Source organism: Kitasatospora aureofaciens (genome assembly GCF_019192735.1).
Taxonomy (GTDB): domain Bacteria; phylum Actinomycetota; class Actinomycetes; order Streptomycetales; family Streptomycetaceae; genus Kitasatospora; species Kitasatospora aureofaciens_A.
Genome location: NZ_JAHTKP010000013.1, coordinates 147,937 through 163,613 on the forward strand (window position 1 = coordinate 147,937; position 15,677 = coordinate 163,613).

Here is a 15,677-nt window from a genome sequence, read left to right on the forward strand (position 1 = left end):
GAAGAATCGATTTGCCACTCGCACCCGCCAACTAGGCTCGCTGGTATGTGGCGCGAGTGTATGAGCCCGCCGTCCCGCGGCTGGACCTACGAGCAGATCAAGGACGTGGACTTCCCGTTCGACTGGGACCTCGTGGACGGAGTGATCACCCCGCGGCCCTGGACGGACTTCTGGCACGATCAGGTCCGCGACGAGCTGGCCGTTGCGCTGCACACTGCTCGGATCGGGCCGTTCTCGGTGATCGGCCCGACCACGGTGTTCCTTGACGCGGGCAACTTGGTGAGGCCGGATGCGGTGGTCTACAACCGGACCGCTCGCGACCGTGCAGAGTCGGAGTTTCTTCCGATCAAATCGATCGCTCTGGTGGTTGAGGTTGTCTCGCCCGCGTCCCGGGCCACCGATCTGTTCCGCAAGCCGGGCCAGTACGCCGAGAAGGGGATCCCCTACTACTGGCGGGTCGAGCGCGGCCTCGACAACCTGCCGATCGTCCACGAGTTCCACCGGGACGAGGAGAAGGGCGTCTACCTGCCCGTCGCCCAGCACGAAGGCGTGCTCCGCACCTCGGTGCCGTACCCCGTGGAGATCGACCTCGCCGAGGTCGTCGAACTCTGAGGGCCTCCCGCGCCCGTATCCTTGGCGCGTGAGCACCACCGACCCCACCCCTGACAGCCACCTGCTGGGCGCCGCCGACATCCGGGAGCTGGCGGCCGCGTTCGGCGTGAAGCCGACCAAGCAGCGCGGGCAGAACTTCGTCATCGACGGCAACACCGTGCGGCGGATCGTCCGGGCGGGCGGGGTGACGGCCGAGGACGCGGTGGTCGAGGTCGGGCCCGGGCTCGGGTCGCTGACTCTGGCGCTGCTGGAGGTCGCGAAGCACGTCACGGCGGTCGAGATCGACCCGGTGCTCGCCCAGCACCTGCCGGACACCGTCGCCGCGCGGATGCCCGGGAAGGCCGACGCCTTCGACCTGGTGTTCAGCGACGCCATGGAGGTCACCGAGCTGCCCGGGCCGGCGCCCACCGCGCTCGTCGCCAACCTCCCGTACAACGTGGCCGTGCCCGTCCTGCTGCACATGCTGGCCACCTTCCCCAGCATCGAGCGCACCCTGGTCATGGTGCAGAGCGAGGTCGCCGACCGGCTCGCCGCCAAGCCCGGGAACAAGGTGTACGGCGTCCCGTCGGTCAAGGCCAACTGGTACGCCGACGTGAAGCGGGCCGGTGCCATCGGGCGGAACGTGTTCTGGCCCGCGCCCAACGTCGACTCCGGGCTGGTCTCGCTGATCCGCCGCGAGCCGCCGAAGACCAGCGCCAGCCGCGCGGAGGTGTTCGCGGTGGTCGACGCCGCGTTCGCCCAGCGGCGCAAGACCCTGCGGGCCGCCCTGGCCGGCTGGGCCGGTTCCGCCGCCGGGGCCGAGCAGGCGCTCGCGGCGGCCGGGATCGACCACAAGCTGCGCGGCGAGATGCTGACGGTGGAACAGTTCGCCGCGATCGCCGAGCACAAGCCGAAGGCTGGGAACGAGTGATCACCGTACGGGTCCCGGCCAAGGTCAACGTCCAGTTGGGGGTCGGCGGGCTGCGCGCCGACGGCTTCCACGACCTGGCCAACGTGTTCTTCGCCGTCGCCCTCGGCGACGAGGTCACGGCGTCGGATTCGTCGGAGGGCATCACCCTGTCCTGCTCCGGGCCCGACGCCGGCGTCGTCCCGCTCGACGACAGCAACCTCGCCGCCCGGGCCGCCCGGCTGCTCGCCGCCCACCACGGCATCGCCGACCCCGGCGTGCACCTGCACATCGCCAAGGCCATCCCGGTCGCCGGCGGCATGGCGGGTGGGAGCGCTGACGGTGCCGCCGCTCTGGTCGCCTGTGACGCGCTGTGGAAGCTGGACACCCCCTTCGAGACGCTGCTGGAGCTGGCCGCCGAACTCGGCTCCGACGTGCCGTTCGCCCTGCTCGGCGGCGTCGCGCTGGGCCGCGGCCGGGGGGAGATCCTGGAACCGCTCGCGGCCGAGGGCACCTTCCACTGGGTCTTCGCCGTCGCCGACGGTGGCCTCTCCACCCCCGCCGTCTTCCGCGAGTGCGACCGCCTCCGCGACGAGGCCGGCACCGGCTCCGCCGACTCCGACGTCCCCACCCCCGACGCCGACCCCGCGCTGCTCGCCGCCCTCGCCGACGGCGACGCCGTCGCCCTCGCCGCCGCGCTCACCAACGACCTCCAGACCGCCGCCCTCTCGCTGCGTCCCGCGCTCGCCGCCACCCTGCGGGCCGGCACCGAGGCGGGCGCGCTCGGCGCCCTCGTCTCGGGCTCCGGGCCGACCTGCGCCTTCCTCGCCAAGGACGCCGACGGCGCCGCCGCCGTCGCCGCGGCCCTGCGCGCCTCCGGCACCTGCCGGACCGCGCACGCGACGTACGGGCCCGTGCCGGGGGCGGCGGTGGCGTAGGGCGGCCCGGGGTGCGTGGGGTGCGTGGGGTGCGTAGGGCGGCGTGGGTGGTTCGGCGGGCCCATTAGGCTGGGGAGATCGGGGCATCCCCGAGAGGGGTGCCCGGCCGCGAACGGCGGGCCGCCCCGGCACCGCCGAACCCAGGAGCGCAGCAGACGTGGCCGTCAACCTCGCCACCATCGAGTCCGTCACGAAGGTCTACGGCACCCGCGCCCTGCTGGACGGGGTCAGCCTCGGCGTCAGTGAGGGCGACCGGATCGGCGTCGTCGGGCGCAACGGCGACGGCAAGACCACGCTGATCCGGATGCTCGCCAAGCTGGAGGAGGCCGACAGCGGCCGGATCACCTGGAACGGCGGCCTCCAGCTGGCCGTCCTCACCCAGCACGACTCGCTCGACCCCAAGGCCACCATCCGGCACGAGGTGATCGCCGACCGGGCCGACCACGAGTGGCTCGGCGACGCCCGCATCCGCGACATCATCGAGGGCCTGTTCGGTGGCCTCGACCTGCCCGGCTTCGCCGACGGCCTGGACACAGTCATCGGCCCGCTCTCCGGCGGCGAGCGCCGCCGGATCGCCCTCGCCAAGCTGCTGCTCGGCTCGCCCGACCTGATCGTCCTCGACGAGCCCACCAACCACCTCGACGTCGAGGGCATCTACTGGCTCGCCCAGCACCTGCAGAAGCGCCGCTCGGCGCTGGTCTGCGTCACCCACGACCGCTGGTTCCTCGACCAGGTCTGCACCCGGATGTGGGACGTCCAGGGCGGCACCGTCCACGAGTACGAGGGCGGCTACTCCGACTACGTCTTCGCGCGCGCCGAGCGCTCCCGGATCGAGGCCGTCGAGGAGCAGAAGCGCCAGAACCTCGCCCGCAAGGAGCTCGCCTGGCTGCGGCGCGGCGCCCCCGCCCGTACCTCCAAGCCGCGCTACCGCATCGAGGCCGCCAACGCCCTGATCGCCGACGTGCCGGACCCGCGCGACAAGTCCGAGCTGATGAAGTTCGCCAACGCTCGGCTGGGGAGGACGGTCTTCGAGCTTGAGGGCGTGACCGTGAAGGCCGGCCCGAAGCTTTTGCTGGAGAACCTCACCTGGCAGCTCGGCCCCGGCGACCGGATCGGCCTGCTCGGCGTCAACGGCGCCGGCAAGACCTCGCTGCTGCGCGCCCTGCGCGATGCGTACGCCTCCGAGGGCGACGTGCAGCCCGCGTCCGGCGTGATCAAGGTCGGCAAGACCGTGCGGCTCGCCTACCTGTCGCAGGAGGTCGTGGAACTGGACCCGGCGATCCGGGTGCTCCAGGCCGTCGAGCAGGTGCGCTCGCGCGTCGACCTCGGCAAGGGCCGGGAGATGAGCGCCGGGCAGCTGTGCGAGCAGTTCGGCTTCGGCAAGGACAAGCAGTGGACGCCGGTCGGCGACCTGTCGGGTGGCGAGCGGCGGCGGTTGCAGTTGCTGCGGCTGCTCATGGACGAGCCCAATGTGCTGTTCCTGGATGAGCCGACGAACGACCTGGACATCGAGACGCTCAACCAGCTGGAGGACCTGCTGGATGGGTGGCCGGGCTCGATGATCGTCATCAGCCACGACCGGTTCTTCATCGAGCGGACGACGGACGTCGTGCACGCGCTGCTCGGCGACAAGCGGATGCGGATGCTGCCGGGCGGGATCGACGAGTACCTGGAGCGGCGGGCGCGGATGGCTGCTGAGGCGGTGCCTGTTGTTTCTGCTGCTCCCGTTGCTCCTGCTGCCGACGCGGCTTCGGCTGGGCTGTCGGGCGGGGACCTTCGGGCCGCCAAGAAGGAGATGCAGAAGCTGGAGCGGCAGATCGCCAAGCTGGACGAGAAGGAGAGCAAGCTCCACGCCCAACTCGCCGAGCACGCCGCCGACTTCTCCAAGGTCGCGGAGCTGGACGCGCAGCTGCGCGGGGTCCGGGAGGAGAAGGAGGAGCTGGAGATGAGCTGGCTGGAGCTGGCCGAGCAGGTTTAGTTGGTCAGTAGGACTTCGAGCTCGTCCGCCGCACGGCCCAGCGCGCTGCGCGCCGGGTCGTGCGGCTTTGTCGGGCGGGCTGCGGCCGTCGTCGGCGGGCGGTGCGCGCGGGCGGCGGCGGTCAGCTCGTCCAGGGCCCGGCGGACTCGGTCGACCTCGGCGGGATCGGGCACCCGGCCGCCGTACCGGATCTGCGCCGCGTACGCCGCCACCGCGCCGCCCAGCCGCTCCAGCGCCGCCGTCGCGGGCAGCCACCGCTCGGCCAGCCGGCCGGTGGGCGGCGGTTCGGACAGTCCCTGCTGCACCTCCTGGCGGGCGTCCGCCAGCGACCGGTAGGCGGTGCGGCGCAGCCACACCTCGGCCTTGCCCGCGTTTTTGGTTCCGGCATCTTTGGTTACGGCATCGAGGTAGGCCCGGAGCGTGGTCGTCGCTTCTATGAGGCGGGGCTCGATCCGGTGGCGCGGGCGCTCCGGCCACAGCAGGTAGCCGAAGAGCAGCACGATCGTGCTCGCGAGGGCCGTGTCGAGCACCCGGGGCCAGAACTCGGACGCGCTGCTTTGGCCTCCAAGTTGGAGCAGGATCAGCGCCATTGGGGTCATGGCGATGGTGGTGAGCCCGTAGTGCGCCGCCGTCGCGTAGGGGAGGAGGGCCACGCAGAGGGCGGCGATGGCGGTGAGGGCCCATACGTCGGTGGTGAGGGAGACGAGGGCGGCGGTGAGCGCCACCCCGAGGACGGTGCCGATCGAGCGGCTTACGGCACGCAGGAACACCGAGCCGAGGTCCGGCTTGAGGACGAACGCGATCGTCATCGGGAGCCAGTAGCTCTTGCTGAGCGGGTAGTTGGCGGTGACGGCCTCGCCTGCGGCGATGCACAGTGCTACGCGTAGGCCGTACTTGGTCGAGCCGCGGGACAGTAGCCGCGCGCGGAGCCGCCAGGGGTCGGGCGGGGGCGCGGGTGCGGTACCGAGCACGGCCTCGCGGCCGGCCACCGTGTCCGCGGCGGAGCGTAGGGCGGCGTCCAGGGCTTGGCGGGCGGGGGTGTCCGGCTGCCAGTCGGGGATGCCTACTTCGCCGCTGCCTTGTTCGACGGCTCGCGCGAGGCGGGCGGGGACGTCGGCGACCTCGGGTGGGACGGGGCGCCGGGCCCACAGCAGCCCGGTTGCCGCCTCGGCGGCGGCGAGGGCGGCCTCGTACCGTGGATCGGTCTTGCGGGGGAGCAGATCCTGAACCTGATTCAGGCGGGCGGTCAGCACCTGGCGCGAGGCCGCGCCCTGCGGCGTGCCGAGATCGGCCAGCATGCGGGCGAGCGCGTCGTACGCGGCGGCGAGCGCACGATCGCGCGGGTCGGCGGCGTGGCGCAGCCCGAGGACGAACACGAACGCGGCGCCCGCCGGCATCATCGGCGCCGCCGCCCACCACGGGTGGGGCAGCGGCATTCCGCTGCCGAGCGCCGCCGACACCAGCAACAGCATCCCGGCGGCAGAGCCGCGCGGCCCGGTGGCGCTCAGGGCGCCGGCGGCGAAGGCGGTGGTGGTGAGCGCCGCGCCGAGTACGGCGGCGGAGACGTGGGCGTGCTGCAGGGCCGTGCCGATCAGCATGCCGAGGGCGGAGCCGAGCACGGCCGTCCCGATCCGCCGCACGCGCAGGGTGGTTGGCTCGGCGCGGTCGTTCATCGTCGCGTGCATCGCGCCGAGGCCGGCGAAGACGCCGAGGTCCAGCCGGTGTGTGAGTAGCCCGAGGGCGAGCGGCACCGCCATCCCGAGGGCGGCGCGAACCATCAACGCGAGCGGAAGTGGCGGTCGTGAGGGACGGACGGCACGAGCCCACCAGGGCGTGGTGGCGGGGTGCTCCGGGGGCATGCGGTCACGTCCGTTCTGCGGCGAGGGGTCGCTGCTGTGCGACATTGCGCGGCAGATGGGGCGTACCCGGTCAGTCTACCCGGTGCTGTCCGCGCCAAGTTCGTACCGATCGCGTCCAAGCGGGGCAAGGGTGACAGAGGTGATGGCTACGATTACCGCGTCGGTAACAAGCTCACAGGGCGGGCGCGTTGCCGACCGCGACTGTACGGCCGCAAAGTTGACGGTGTGTTGCGGGCAGGCGGCCCAGGCGTAACCCGGGTGACCGCCGTCTGCAACGGGGGGAGAGGTGGTTGCTGTGCCAGGTGAGGTTCCTCGGGACAGGGCGAAGGCGGACGATCCTGTCGTCGTTCCGACGCCGGAGTTGCCCAACATTTCCGATCTGGTGTCTGCCTTCGGCAAGCAGGACGTCAAGGTGGAGATCGACACGCTCACGACGTTCGCGAACAAGATCGAGGCACTGCTGCAGACGATGGAGGGCTCGGCGGCGGCGCCTGACAAGCTCCAGGAGCAAAAGCTGACGGGGAAGGCTTTGATCAGCGGCGCATACAGTGGCGACGTTGTGGAGGCGACTGCCCTGACGGCTGCCTATGACAAGGTCCACACCCAGCTCGTCAAGCTCCACACGGACTTCGTGTCCCAGATCGAGGCAATGAAGACGGCGGTTGCGAAAACCGCTGGCAGCTACGCGGGCAACGAGGAAGCAACGGCCGCCGCGCACAAGGCTGTGGCCACGAGCTACGGCCCCGTCACTCAGGCGACCGGGGCGAACAGGCCTGCGCACGACGGCTTCCAGGGGTGGTGACGGTGTCAGGGGCGACAGGTTGACGGACGGGGGAAGCAAGTAATGTCAGACGTAACGAACTTCGAGAAATACGACCACGCCCAGCTCAGGGACATGGTCAGGACCACCGACGCGACGAAGGTGCTGAGTCGTGGCACTCAGCTGAAGGCGGCCGGTCAGGTCCTGAACGACCTCAGCGCAGCACTCAAGTCGCACGTCGAGAAGGTCGGCTGGGAGGGACCGGCCGCCGAGAGCTTCAAGACCTGGGCCGGCAACCTGCAGAAGTCGGCCGCACTGCTCGGCGACTACTCCAGCAAGGCCGGCGACGCGATGAACCAGGCGGGCGAGGCTCTCAGCACCGCCCAGGTCGCCGTGTCCGAACCTCCGCGTGCGGAGATCACTACGCTTGCCACGGCCAAGAGCCAGTTGCAGTACCTGCCGTCCAACGTGGGATCTCAGCTTGCTCCCCGCCAGTCTCTTGACGACTTTATGCAGAAGTCCAGGGGAGACGGCTGGATCACTCAGGCTCGGGCCGAGATGGCGGCGGCGACGATCGAGAGGGAACGACAGGAAGCCATCCGCCAGATGGAGAAGCTGGCGCAGGCCTACTCTGCGGCCAGCACGACGCTGAACTCGCTGGAGGAACCGAACCTACCGGGGACTCCGGGTGCCCCAGACCGGATTAGCTCTGCTGACTACTCGGCGGGTGGGGGGCGTACCGCAGGCTCGGGTGGCGCCATCCGCACTTCCCATGGGAGCCCTGGCAGCGCAGGCGGGAGCTACAGCCCAGGTGGCGGCAGCTATAGCCGTGGTTCCGTAGCGCTTCACCAGTCGGCATTGGGCCCGGAGGGACCAGATACGCCGAGTCGCACCGATCCGATCTCGTCGCACGGCGGCGGTTACGTGCCGCTGCCGGAGGAGCAGAGCGCTTCCACTCCGCTGTTGGTTCCGTCGCCCCCCATCGACCGTCCTGGTACGGGCCTCGACAGTCTGCCGACCGTTCCGACCCTGCCGAGCCAGAGCGGTCCGGTCGGTCCCGGTGGTGGCAACCTCCCGTTCGACGGGTTGGGAGGGGTCCCCGGGTACCCGGGTGGGCCCGGTGAGGGCGGAGGCAATCCCGGTTTCCCGGGCGGCGGTCCGGTTCCAGTGGGCGGTTTCCTGGGGAAGGGCGGATCGGTCCCGGCCAGGAATGGTGGCACGATCCCGGGCAAGGGTGGCGGTTCGATTCCCGGTCGTACGGGTGGTCCCTTCGGCGGAGGCTCGCTGCCAGGGAAGACCGGTACACCAGGGCTACCCACCGGGACCGTCTTCGGTGCTCGCGAGGCTCAGCCGGGTCGTGCCGGGGCATCCGGCATGCCCGGGATGGGCGGAATGAACCCCGGTATGGGCGGCCACGGCGTGGGCGGCTCAGGTGGGGGTACGCGCGGCCGGGGCTTGGCCTCGACTAGTGGCGGGACCGTTGGCGGCCGCAAGGGCCCTGCCGCCGGTGGTGAGTTCACTCCTGGCGGTACCGGCCTGCGCAAGCGGGCCGGGGCTGTCGAGGGCGCGGCCCGCTCCGGCCAGAACGGTATGCCGGCGCCCGGCACGCTCGGGGGCGGAGCTGGGAGGAATGAGCGCGACCGCCGCCAGAGGGCCGACTACCTGCACGAGGACGAGGAGACCTGGACCAGCGGTACGCCGCACAGCAACCCGAACGTGGTTGAGTAGAACTGGCGTGACTGCCCGGCCGTCGGGACATCCCGGCGGCCGGGCGGACCTGTCCGGGGCACAGCCCTCGGCTGGCGGGGAGACTGACGAGGAGTTGTGATGCGGCGGACGAACGGACGAGCGCGCGGGCGGGCCTTCGCCGGAGTGCTCCTCGCAGCCAGTGTCGTGGCCGGCCCGGCCGTGGCGCCAGCGGCTGCGGGGGATTCGATTCGTGATGATCAGTGGCATCTGGATGCGATGCATGCTCCGGAGATGTGGAAGACCTCGACCGGGCAGGGCATCACAGTTGCGGTGATCGACGGTGGATTCAAGTTCGATCATCCGGACTTGGTCGGGCAGTTGCTGCCGGGGAACGACTTCAGCGATACCTCCGGTGGGGTTGGGGTCGATGTCACCGGTCACGGGACGCAGATGGCGAGCCTCATCGCGGGGACGGGCAAGGGTATGGGGGGCAAAGGTGCCTATGGGCTGGCCCCGGGGGCCAAAGTCCTTCCGGTGAAGATCAAGAATCATTCAGAAGGAGGCGCGGTCACCTCGAAGGTCTTTCTTGATCAGATCGGGCAAGCCGTCGACTATGCCGTCGACCAGGGTGCCAAAGTCATTAACATCTCGCAGGGCATGGCCGCAGTCGCAACGTCCCCAGACGACGTGGCGAAGTTGAATGGCGTTCTCGCGCGTGCGGCGGCAAAGGGCTCGCTGGTGGTCGCGAGCGTCGGAAACAGTGCGCAGGATGGGAATCTGGTTGAGTACCCGGGGGGTCTGCCCTATGTCGTCGGCGTTGGGGCCGCTGACAAAGACTTGACGACGACGGCCGAGTCCCAGCGGGGGCCGCAGGTTGATCTCGTAGCGCCAGGCATGGACATCGTCGATGCCTGCACAGGCCCGACGGGCTATTGCAAGGGGCACGGAACGTCGGCTGCGACTGCGCTGGTTTCCGCCTCGGCGGCACTGGTCTGGGCTGTGCACACCGACTGGACGGCAAATCAAGTCCTGCGGGTGCTTATCAGTACAGCGGGTAAGCCAACAGATGGTTCCAACCGCAATGACAGTGTCGGGTATGGCGCCGTGCGGCCACGTATCGCTTTGACCGCGCCGGGCGATCCGGGGCCGGCGGATGTGTACCCGATTCCGAGCAAGGTGGCTCCGCTGCCCTCGGCTTCACCGTCGTCTGCTGCACCTTCCGCCTCGGCGACCTCGCCCGCTGCGGTGCCCGCGGCACCCACGAATGGCAGTTCGCCGGCAGCGGCACCGATCGCGGACAAGGCGTCCGATTCGGGCAGCGCCATGCTGCCGATTGTGATCGCTGGGGTCGTCGGGTTGGTGCTGGTGGCGGGTGTGGTGTTCTTCGTGGCGCGGAAGCGGCGCGCGGCTGATCGGCTGGCTGAGTTCGCGCAGCCGGTGCCGCCACAGGTGGGGCCTGCGGTTCCGCCGCCTCCGCCGTCGTATGAGCCGCCGATGCCGCCGGGGGACAATCCGTACGCGAGGTAGTCGGCGGTCGGGTCGTGGCTGAACCGCTTCGGCTGAGGCGAAGCGGTTCAGGGCGAGGGTCGGCTCAGGTGGTTATGCCCTGGGCGGGCCCGTGGTGTTCGGGTTCCTGCCTGCCGGATTGGCGGGGTGGCAGCGGCGGGAGGGCGGCCTGGTCGTCGCGGGACGGCATCTTGAGGGCCGTGAGGACGCCGAGGGCGACGGTGGCGATCGCGAGCGCCAGGAGGAGCGCGAAGGCGGTGGCGATCAGGAAGCTGGCGGTGCCCGGTCTCATCGGTGCACCCCGAGGTGGGCGGACAGGAGGAAGAGGAGTTCTTCCGCCTGGGTGCGGGTGAGGGGGAACGCGAGGTGGCCGTCGGCGTCGGCGTGGACGTCGTGGTCGACAGCGAGGCGGAGTTGGAGCGCCGCGTCGGGGGCGGACTCGGCGGTGAGGTAGTGGACGGTGGTGCGCTCGGTCACGGCTCGCACGGGTCACCTCGCTCCGCATCGAGGAGGAGGTTGAGGAGGTTGAGCAGGGTTGTGGCGGGAGCCGTGTTGAAGCGGACGAGGACGCGGCCATCCAGGGTGGTGTCGGTGGTCGCGGAGGGCCAGACCAGGCCGAACTTCTTTCCGCGCTCGTGGACTTCGGCGATGAGGGTCTTGATCTGGGCCTCGGTGTAGTACCGGACGCGGGGGTCCGTGGGCTTCATCGGGTGGCGGCGGTTGTGGTTCACGCGGCGTCCATCTGCAGCTCGAACCAGACGTTCTTGCCGCGCTTCTGCGGGTCGACGCCCCAGCGGTGGGTGAGCCCCTCGACGAGCTGGAGGCCGCGGCCGGACTCGGCGAGGTCAGCGGGGGTGCGCTGCTCGGGGAGGGCGGGACTCTCGTCGGAGACGGACACGCGGAGCGTGCCGTTGAGGAGGAGAAGCACGACGACGGGCGAGGCGGTCTCGCCGTGCCGCCAGGCGTTGACGATCAGCTCGACGAGCGCGAGTTCGGCGTCGGTGATGGCCTCGGGGTGCCAGCCGGTGCGGGCCATGGCCCCGCGCAGCGTCTGGCGGGCGACGGTGAGGGAGGGGGTGTTGAGGTTACACATGGGGAATCTCCCAGCGGTGTGGTGTGGAGAGGTGAAGCGGCGGATACGTCGCCGTGAGCCAGGCCAGGACGGTGCTGGTGGATGCCACGCGTGGCTGCTCTGCGGTGCGAGGGCAGCAGGCGCCTACTGCCCTAGATACAGGCATTACTGACGATCCGTCGGATCGATGTGACAACGACCATAGCGCACAGCAGTAATCAAATTTCCACCCCTCGGGGATTTTTCCCTCTACGGTGGTACGCGGTGGACCGGCGCTCAGTCGGCGCGGCACACTTGGCCAGACCGCTCGCCTGGAAGGAAGCTATGCCTCCACGCTCGAACCCAACCCTCCGCCAGCGCAGGCTCGGTACAGAGCTGCGGAGAATGCGTGAGCGGGCAGGCTTCGGCGGCTCGGAACTCGGCCGCAACGTAGGGATGAATCCAGCCCAGGTCACGCAGATGGAATCAGGGCGGATCGGCATCAGTGTCGACCGCCTCCACACCATCGCTGCGGCCTGCAACTGTGACAATCGGCCACTGATCGACGCGCTCGCCGGCATCATCACGGACCGGAGGAAGGGCTGGTGGGAGGAGTACCGCGAGGTCCTGACGACCGACTTCCTTGAGGTTGCGGAGATCGAGAGCTTCGCTAAGGCGCTCTCCACCTGCACGACCAACTACATTCCCGGCTTGCTCCAGACCGGTTCCTACGCCTCCGCCGTCTTCACGCGGGTCTACCCACCGCTGCCCGGCAAGGACATCGACGTCCGGACCGCCTTCCGAGTGCAACGCCAACAGCTCGTTCGCTCCGGCAAGACGCCTCTCCGGGCGTTCATCCACGAGGCTGCGCTGCGGATGCAGTTCGGTGGCCCCAAGGTACTTGCTGATCAGCTCGACGCTCTTGCTGAAGACTCGGAGCAGGCCGGCATCTCGGTCCGAGTGATCCCTTTCGCCGTCGACACGTTCCCTGGCGCGTCCGAGAACCTCACCTTTGCCGAGGGGCCCGTCCCCGAGCTGGACACCGTCCAGATGGATGTTGCTCAGGGCGTACTGTTTTTCGACGCCCCGGCAGACCTGGCCAAGCACCGAGCCATCTTTACCCGGATGGACTCCATTGCGCTGTCCGAAGACGGGTCGCGAGACTTGATCTGGTCCGTCAAGAAGGAAGTGGAAGACAGGTATGTCTGAACCCAAGTGGCAGAAGTCGAGCTATAGCGGCGCGACCAACGAGTGCGTCGAAGTACGCACGGTCGATGGCGTCGTCGAACTCCGCGAGTCCGACGACGGTGAGGTCATCGTCCGCACGACGCCCGGCAAGTTCGCCAGGTTCATCCAGGGCGTCAAGGCCGGCGAGTTCGACCACCACGGCGACCTCAACGTCTGATCGGAGGCAACGGCGGCCTCTCGTTCCGCGGCAGGAGCGAGGGGCCGCCGAGCAACTCGCCATCGTGCGGAGCGCGATCCTAGACCACTCCGGGCTCCTTCGCCCTCGCCGGGAAGTGAACCGGGTTCACGCACGCGTTCGTGGTAGCCGCCGCCTTGGCCACCTTCAGTGCAGCGTCCAGCCGGGCCTGGCGAACCGAGGGCAGTTTGGGGTCAACGAGTTCGGAGTCTCCCCAGACCACGACCTCCAGGTACGTGAGATGTGTCAACTCCGCCGCCGGGTTGTCGCACAGAAACGCGAGCCGCATTCTGCTGTCTTCCTCCCACAGCCCCTGGATGTCGGGGCCGAGGTCCGATTGCCGACGCGCCGCCGGGTCTGCATTCGCCTCGTAGACGTCGTGGTAGGTGAGCTTGTCCCACAGGCGGACCGTCACCCCTGAGAGCACACGGTAATCCTGCGCCACCGTGCAGGTCTGACTCCGTATGCCCGGTAGGAGCGCGATTTCGTCCCCATCGTGCTCACCGTGACGCACGGTGTACGTCCCCTGCGCCGCGCCCGCCAAAGAACGCAGGTCGTTCTGATCCAACAGTGACCAGCAGGCACTTGCAGGCAACTTAAGCGGGTCGCGGGAGGCCCACCACCAGAGCCCGCTGCCCGCGCCGACGACCACCGTCAGCACTACCGCGAACACCATCCGGCGCCGCCGGTACCAGGCCACCCGCCGTTCTGAGGGGCCACTTTCGATAGAAGCCTCCGGAGTGTCAGGCATTGATTGCCTTCGTCAGGATGCCTCCGCCGTCGAGGCCCTGCTTCGCCCCATTGGCAGCTGTGGTGGCCAGTGCGTTGAGGTACGTCGGGTCGAGTCCCTTACCCTTCGCAGTCTCCCTGATAGCCGCTTCTGCCGCGTCCGAAGCGGCGTTCCTCCCGCTGTTGAAGCAGTCCGCAGCAGCGTCGCTCGGGTACGTGTTGATGTGATAGCCCTTCGCGATGTTCTCAAAGATCTTGTCGGTGGGAATTGCCAGAAGTTTGTCAGCCCCGGGGATCTCCTTGATCGCCTTGCCTGCGGTGGCCGTCCACACCTGCTTGGCCCACCCGACCTTCTCATCGACGCTGTTGTTGTACGCGTCCATTTCCTGCTGCTTCTGCTTGTAGACCTCATCGGTCGCCACAGCATTGAGGATGCCAGCCACCTCACCTCCCGGACGAGCGGCGTTCGTGATGGCTTCGCCGAAGAGCTCCCCGTACTTGTCCTTCTGCAGCATGACGTCCTGGAGATTGGCCGTGGTGTACGCCTGCTGCGCCTGTGCGATCGTGCCGAAGGCATCCGGGTTTCGGCCGAGCGCCCCCAGCAACTTCTGCGTGGCGCCCTGGTCGAGGTTGGCCGGGGCGCCGTTGGTCGGCAGGGAGTGGTTGTTGTGGTCGATCGCGATCTGGACATCACCCATGTACGAGGCCACCATGTGCCCGAAGCTGGGGTCCATGTTCGCGAATACCCCGCCCTTCTTCAGCAGGTCGGGGCCATCGGTGTCCCCGAAGCGCGCGACGACGTCCTTCATCACCGCGCTCATTTCCGGTGTGTGCGCAGGCATCGGACCGTCGGTCGCGTCGTACCTCCGCCCGGTGGTGGCCGCTTCCAGGGCATGGCCGAGCAAGGTCGCTTCCTGCGAGGCGGCCATGCTGTGTGGGGTGAAGTGGTCCGGCTCGAAGTCCTGGAGGATGGAGTTGATTCCGGCGCCGGTCAGTTGCTTCAGGTAGGTGTTCGGCTGACCGGTGGCCTTGACCGTGCCGTCGTCGTTGTACACGGTCGCCGGGTCGTGGAAGTACCTCGTCGCCGCCGTTGGGTTGTTGGCGAGCGCCTCCAGAGCCCCCGACATCGGGTTGAAGCCTGAGTTGTCCTTGCTCAAGAAGAACACCTGGCCGATCGGGTTGGCCTTGCTAACGGCGTCCTCCCACCGACCTGGGTTCGCCGCGCTGAGCTGGGTGATGTGCTCGGCCACCGGATTGAGGAAATGGGGGTCGTAGTTACCGGTCCGGAGGATGTTCGAGAGGATCTGGTAACCGTACGGGTTCCCTCCCTGGAGCTGGTCCGGCAGCAGTTGGTACTGCGTGGCGCCGGCCTTGCGCAAGCCGGCTTGCCAGGCGTCGGACAGGTGCGGCTGCTTGCTCCCGTCCGTTGCCGTAGCGAGGGTGAGGCCGAGATTGGCCTGCATATCGGCCAGGGCCCGTTTCGTCGCGTCGTTGCCGTAGTAGCCGCTGTACTCGGCCATTGCGCCGTAGGACTTCAGGAATCCGTCCGGCCCCATGGAGTCGAAGAAGACGCTGGCGAACCGCGAATCGCTGGAGTGTGCCTTCAACAGGGCGTCGAGCTGGACGATCTGCGCAGGCGTGGCCTTGTCCCCGAGCCGCATCAGGTCCACCGCCTGCTTCGCCTCCTGTTCGGAGACCCCGCCCATCGGCTTCTTGTTGAACGCCTTCCGGTCAGTGCCGGTGTCCGCTGCGAGCGCAGCCGCTGCGGCAGCGTCCGCTTCGGCTGCCCGGGACAGCGCCTTGGCTATCGCCTGTGCGGCGTCGGATGCCTTCTGGCGGTAGGCGTTGGCGTAGTCGGGGTCCTTCTTGTCCTCCTGGGTGATCGCCGGCGGCCAGTGGACGGTCCCGTCGTTGTCGACCGTCAGCTTCTGATCGGTGGCCGACCGGATGGCAGCCTCCAGGTCGGCCTTCGCGCCGGTGATCTCGGTGTGGGCATCACGGAGGGTCTTGGCGATGCCGCTGGCCTCTTCGAAGGCCGCGTCGATTTCGCTGCGTATCTTCGTGATGTTCCCAGCCGCGGTCTCGGCCGCGAAACCGCGCCACCCCGAGCCCTGCAAGGGTGTGATGATGTCGCCGGTCAGCTCGGACGAGAAGTTCCACTGCCGAAGCATCGCCTCATAGTCGCCGGCCAGGGTGTCAAGGCTGGCCACCTGCACGTTCCTCAGTTCCTCGAACTTCATGCCGGT

General features: G+C 69.0%; 16 protein-coding genes. 9 read left to right on the forward strand and 7 right to left on the reverse strand.

Annotated features, from left to right (window positions below; all coding sequences use genetic code 11):
* The first annotated feature begins 45 nt into the window (after positions 1-45).
* The 4 genes from KV557_RS16440 to KV557_RS16455 all read left to right on the forward strand — a co-directional run bounded on the left by KV557_RS16440 (position 46) and on the right by KV557_RS16455 (position 4,414).
* A complete protein-coding gene (locus KV557_RS16440) occupies positions 46-612 on the forward strand; it encodes a Uma2 family endonuclease (protein WP_218200843.1) in 567 nt (188 codons plus the stop codon).
* 28 nt (positions 613-640) lie between these two features.
* Positions 641-1,522, forward strand: a complete 882-nt coding sequence (gene rsmA / locus KV557_RS16445; RefSeq protein WP_218200845.1) for a 16S rRNA (adenine(1518)-N(6)/adenine(1519)-N(6))-dimethyltransferase RsmA — start codon at positions 641-643, stop codon at positions 1,520-1,522.
* Positions 1,519-2,436, forward strand: coding sequence for a 4-(cytidine 5'-diphospho)-2-C-methyl-D-erythritol kinase (locus KV557_RS16450; RefSeq protein ID WP_218200847.1), 918 nt, complete (start codon positions 1,519-1,521; stop codon positions 2,434-2,436). Before rsmA ends, KV557_RS16450 begins: the two co-directional genes overlap by 4 nt.
* A gap of 157 nt (positions 2,437-2,593) precedes the next feature.
* A complete protein-coding gene (locus KV557_RS16455) occupies positions 2,594-4,414 on the forward strand; it encodes an ABC-F family ATP-binding cassette domain-containing protein (protein ID WP_218200848.1) in 1,821 nt (606 codons plus the stop codon).
* On the opposite strand, the gene KV557_RS16460 is transcribed toward KV557_RS16455, so the two are convergent.
* Complete coding sequence (locus tag KV557_RS16460; protein WP_218200850.1) at positions 4,411-6,192, reverse strand: FUSC family protein; 1,782 nt, start codon at positions 6,190-6,192, stop codon at positions 4,411-4,413. The genes KV557_RS16455 and KV557_RS16460 overlap by 4 nt on opposite strands.
* Positions 6,193-6,568: 376 nt before the next feature.
* Here KV557_RS16460 and KV557_RS16465 point away from each other — a divergent pair, with 376 nt between their 5' ends.
* The 3 genes from KV557_RS16465 to mycP all read left to right on the forward strand — a co-directional run bounded on the left by KV557_RS16465 (position 6,569) and on the right by mycP (position 10,249).
* Entirely contained in the window at positions 6,569-7,075 is a 507-nt protein-coding gene (locus tag KV557_RS16465) for a hypothetical protein (RefSeq protein WP_218200851.1), read from the forward strand.
* A gap of 42 nt (positions 7,076-7,117) precedes the next feature.
* Complete coding sequence (locus tag KV557_RS16470) at positions 7,118-8,761, forward strand: WXG100 family type VII secretion target (RefSeq protein ID WP_218200853.1); 1,644 nt, start codon at positions 7,118-7,120, stop codon at positions 8,759-8,761.
* A 99-nt stretch (positions 8,762-8,860) separates the two neighbouring features.
* Entirely contained in the window at positions 8,861-10,249 is a 1,389-nt protein-coding gene (gene mycP / locus KV557_RS16475) for a type VII secretion-associated serine protease mycosin (RefSeq protein WP_218200856.1), read from the forward strand.
* A 64-nt stretch (positions 10,250-10,313) separates the two neighbouring features.
* Here the strand turns inward: mycP and KV557_RS16480 are convergent, their stop codons facing one another.
* Genes KV557_RS16480 through KV557_RS16495 form a run of 4 tightly spaced genes read right to left on the reverse strand, consistent with a single transcriptional unit; the run spans position 10,314 to position 11,321 of the window.
* Positions 10,314-10,520, reverse strand: a complete 207-nt coding sequence (locus tag KV557_RS16480) for a hypothetical protein (protein ID WP_218200858.1) — start codon at positions 10,518-10,520, stop codon at positions 10,314-10,316.
* Positions 10,517-10,705: a hypothetical protein gene (locus KV557_RS16485; protein ID WP_218200862.1), complete on the reverse strand. Its 189-nt coding sequence runs from the start codon at positions 10,703-10,705 to the stop codon at positions 10,517-10,519. Before KV557_RS16485 ends, KV557_RS16480 begins: the two co-directional genes overlap by 4 nt.
* Complete coding sequence (locus KV557_RS16490) at positions 10,702-10,959, reverse strand: hypothetical protein (RefSeq protein ID WP_218200863.1); 258 nt, start codon at positions 10,957-10,959, stop codon at positions 10,702-10,704. Before KV557_RS16490 ends, KV557_RS16485 begins: the two co-directional genes overlap by 4 nt.
* Positions 10,956-11,321 carry an ATP-binding protein gene (locus KV557_RS16495; RefSeq protein ID WP_218200865.1) on the reverse strand — a complete coding sequence of 122 codons (366 nt, stop codon included), beginning with the start codon at positions 11,319-11,321 and terminating at the stop codon, positions 10,956-10,958. Before KV557_RS16495 ends, KV557_RS16490 begins: the two co-directional genes overlap by 4 nt.
* Before the next feature lie 303 nt (positions 11,322-11,624).
* Between KV557_RS16495 and KV557_RS16500 the strand changes: the two genes are divergently transcribed.
* Entirely contained in the window at positions 11,625-12,488 is an 864-nt protein-coding gene (locus KV557_RS16500; RefSeq protein WP_256177485.1) for a helix-turn-helix domain-containing protein, read from the forward strand.
* A complete protein-coding gene (locus KV557_RS16505; RefSeq protein ID WP_218200869.1) occupies positions 12,481-12,684 on the forward strand; it encodes a DUF397 domain-containing protein in 204 nt (67 codons plus the stop codon). Before KV557_RS16500 ends, KV557_RS16505 begins: the two co-directional genes overlap by 8 nt.
* A 79-nt stretch (positions 12,685-12,763) precedes the next feature.
* Here the strand turns inward: KV557_RS16505 and KV557_RS16510 are convergent, their stop codons facing one another.
* Together KV557_RS16510 and KV557_RS16515 are read right to left on the reverse strand one after the other, a co-directional pair.
* The gene (locus KV557_RS16510; protein ID WP_218200871.1) at positions 12,764-13,453 is read right to left on the reverse strand and encodes a hypothetical protein; all 690 of its coding nucleotides are present in this window, start codon (positions 13,451-13,453) and stop codon (positions 12,764-12,766) included.
* Positions 13,446-15,671: a DUF6571 family protein gene (locus tag KV557_RS16515; RefSeq protein ID WP_218200873.1), complete on the reverse strand. Its 2,226-nt coding sequence runs from the start codon at positions 15,669-15,671 to the stop codon at positions 13,446-13,448. Before KV557_RS16515 ends, KV557_RS16510 begins: the two co-directional genes overlap by 8 nt.
* Positions 15,672-15,677 lie beyond the last annotated feature (6 nt).

What these genes read in the sequence shown, in the direction of transcription:
- KV557_RS16440 (WP_218200843.1), top strand. Translation starts at nt 46, where the DNA reads ATGTGGCGCGAGTGTATGAGCCCGCCGTCCCGCGGCTGGACCTACGAG.
- KV557_RS16510 (WP_218200871.1), bottom strand. Translation starts at nt 13,453, where the DNA reads ATGCCTGACACTCCGGAGGCTTCTATCGAAAGTGGCCCCTCAGAACGG.
- KV557_RS16515 (WP_218200873.1), bottom strand. Translation starts at nt 15,671, where the DNA reads ATGAAGTTCGAGGAACTGAGGAACGTGCAGGTGGCCAGCCTTGACACC.
- KV557_RS16495 (WP_218200865.1), bottom strand. Translation starts at nt 11,321, where the DNA reads ATGTGTAACCTCAACACCCCCTCCCTCACCGTCGCCCGCCAGACGCTG.
- mycP (WP_218200856.1), top strand. Translation starts at nt 8,861, where the DNA reads ATGCGGCGGACGAACGGACGAGCGCGCGGGCGGGCCTTCGCCGGAGTG.
- KV557_RS16470 (WP_218200853.1), top strand. Translation starts at nt 7,118, where the DNA reads ATGTCAGACGTAACGAACTTCGAGAAATACGACCACGCCCAGCTCAGG.
- KV557_RS16500 (WP_256177485.1), top strand. Translation starts at nt 11,625, where the DNA reads ATGCCTCCACGCTCGAACCCAACCCTCCGCCAGCGCAGGCTCGGTACA.
- KV557_RS16505 (WP_218200869.1), top strand. Translation starts at nt 12,481, where the DNA reads ATGTCTGAACCCAAGTGGCAGAAGTCGAGCTATAGCGGCGCGACCAAC.
- KV557_RS16480 (WP_218200858.1), bottom strand. Translation starts at nt 10,520, where the DNA reads ATGAGACCGGGCACCGCCAGCTTCCTGATCGCCACCGCCTTCGCGCTC.
- KV557_RS16460 (WP_218200850.1), bottom strand. Translation starts at nt 6,192, where the DNA reads ATGGTTCGCGCCGCCCTCGGGATGGCGGTGCCGCTCGCCCTCGGGCTA.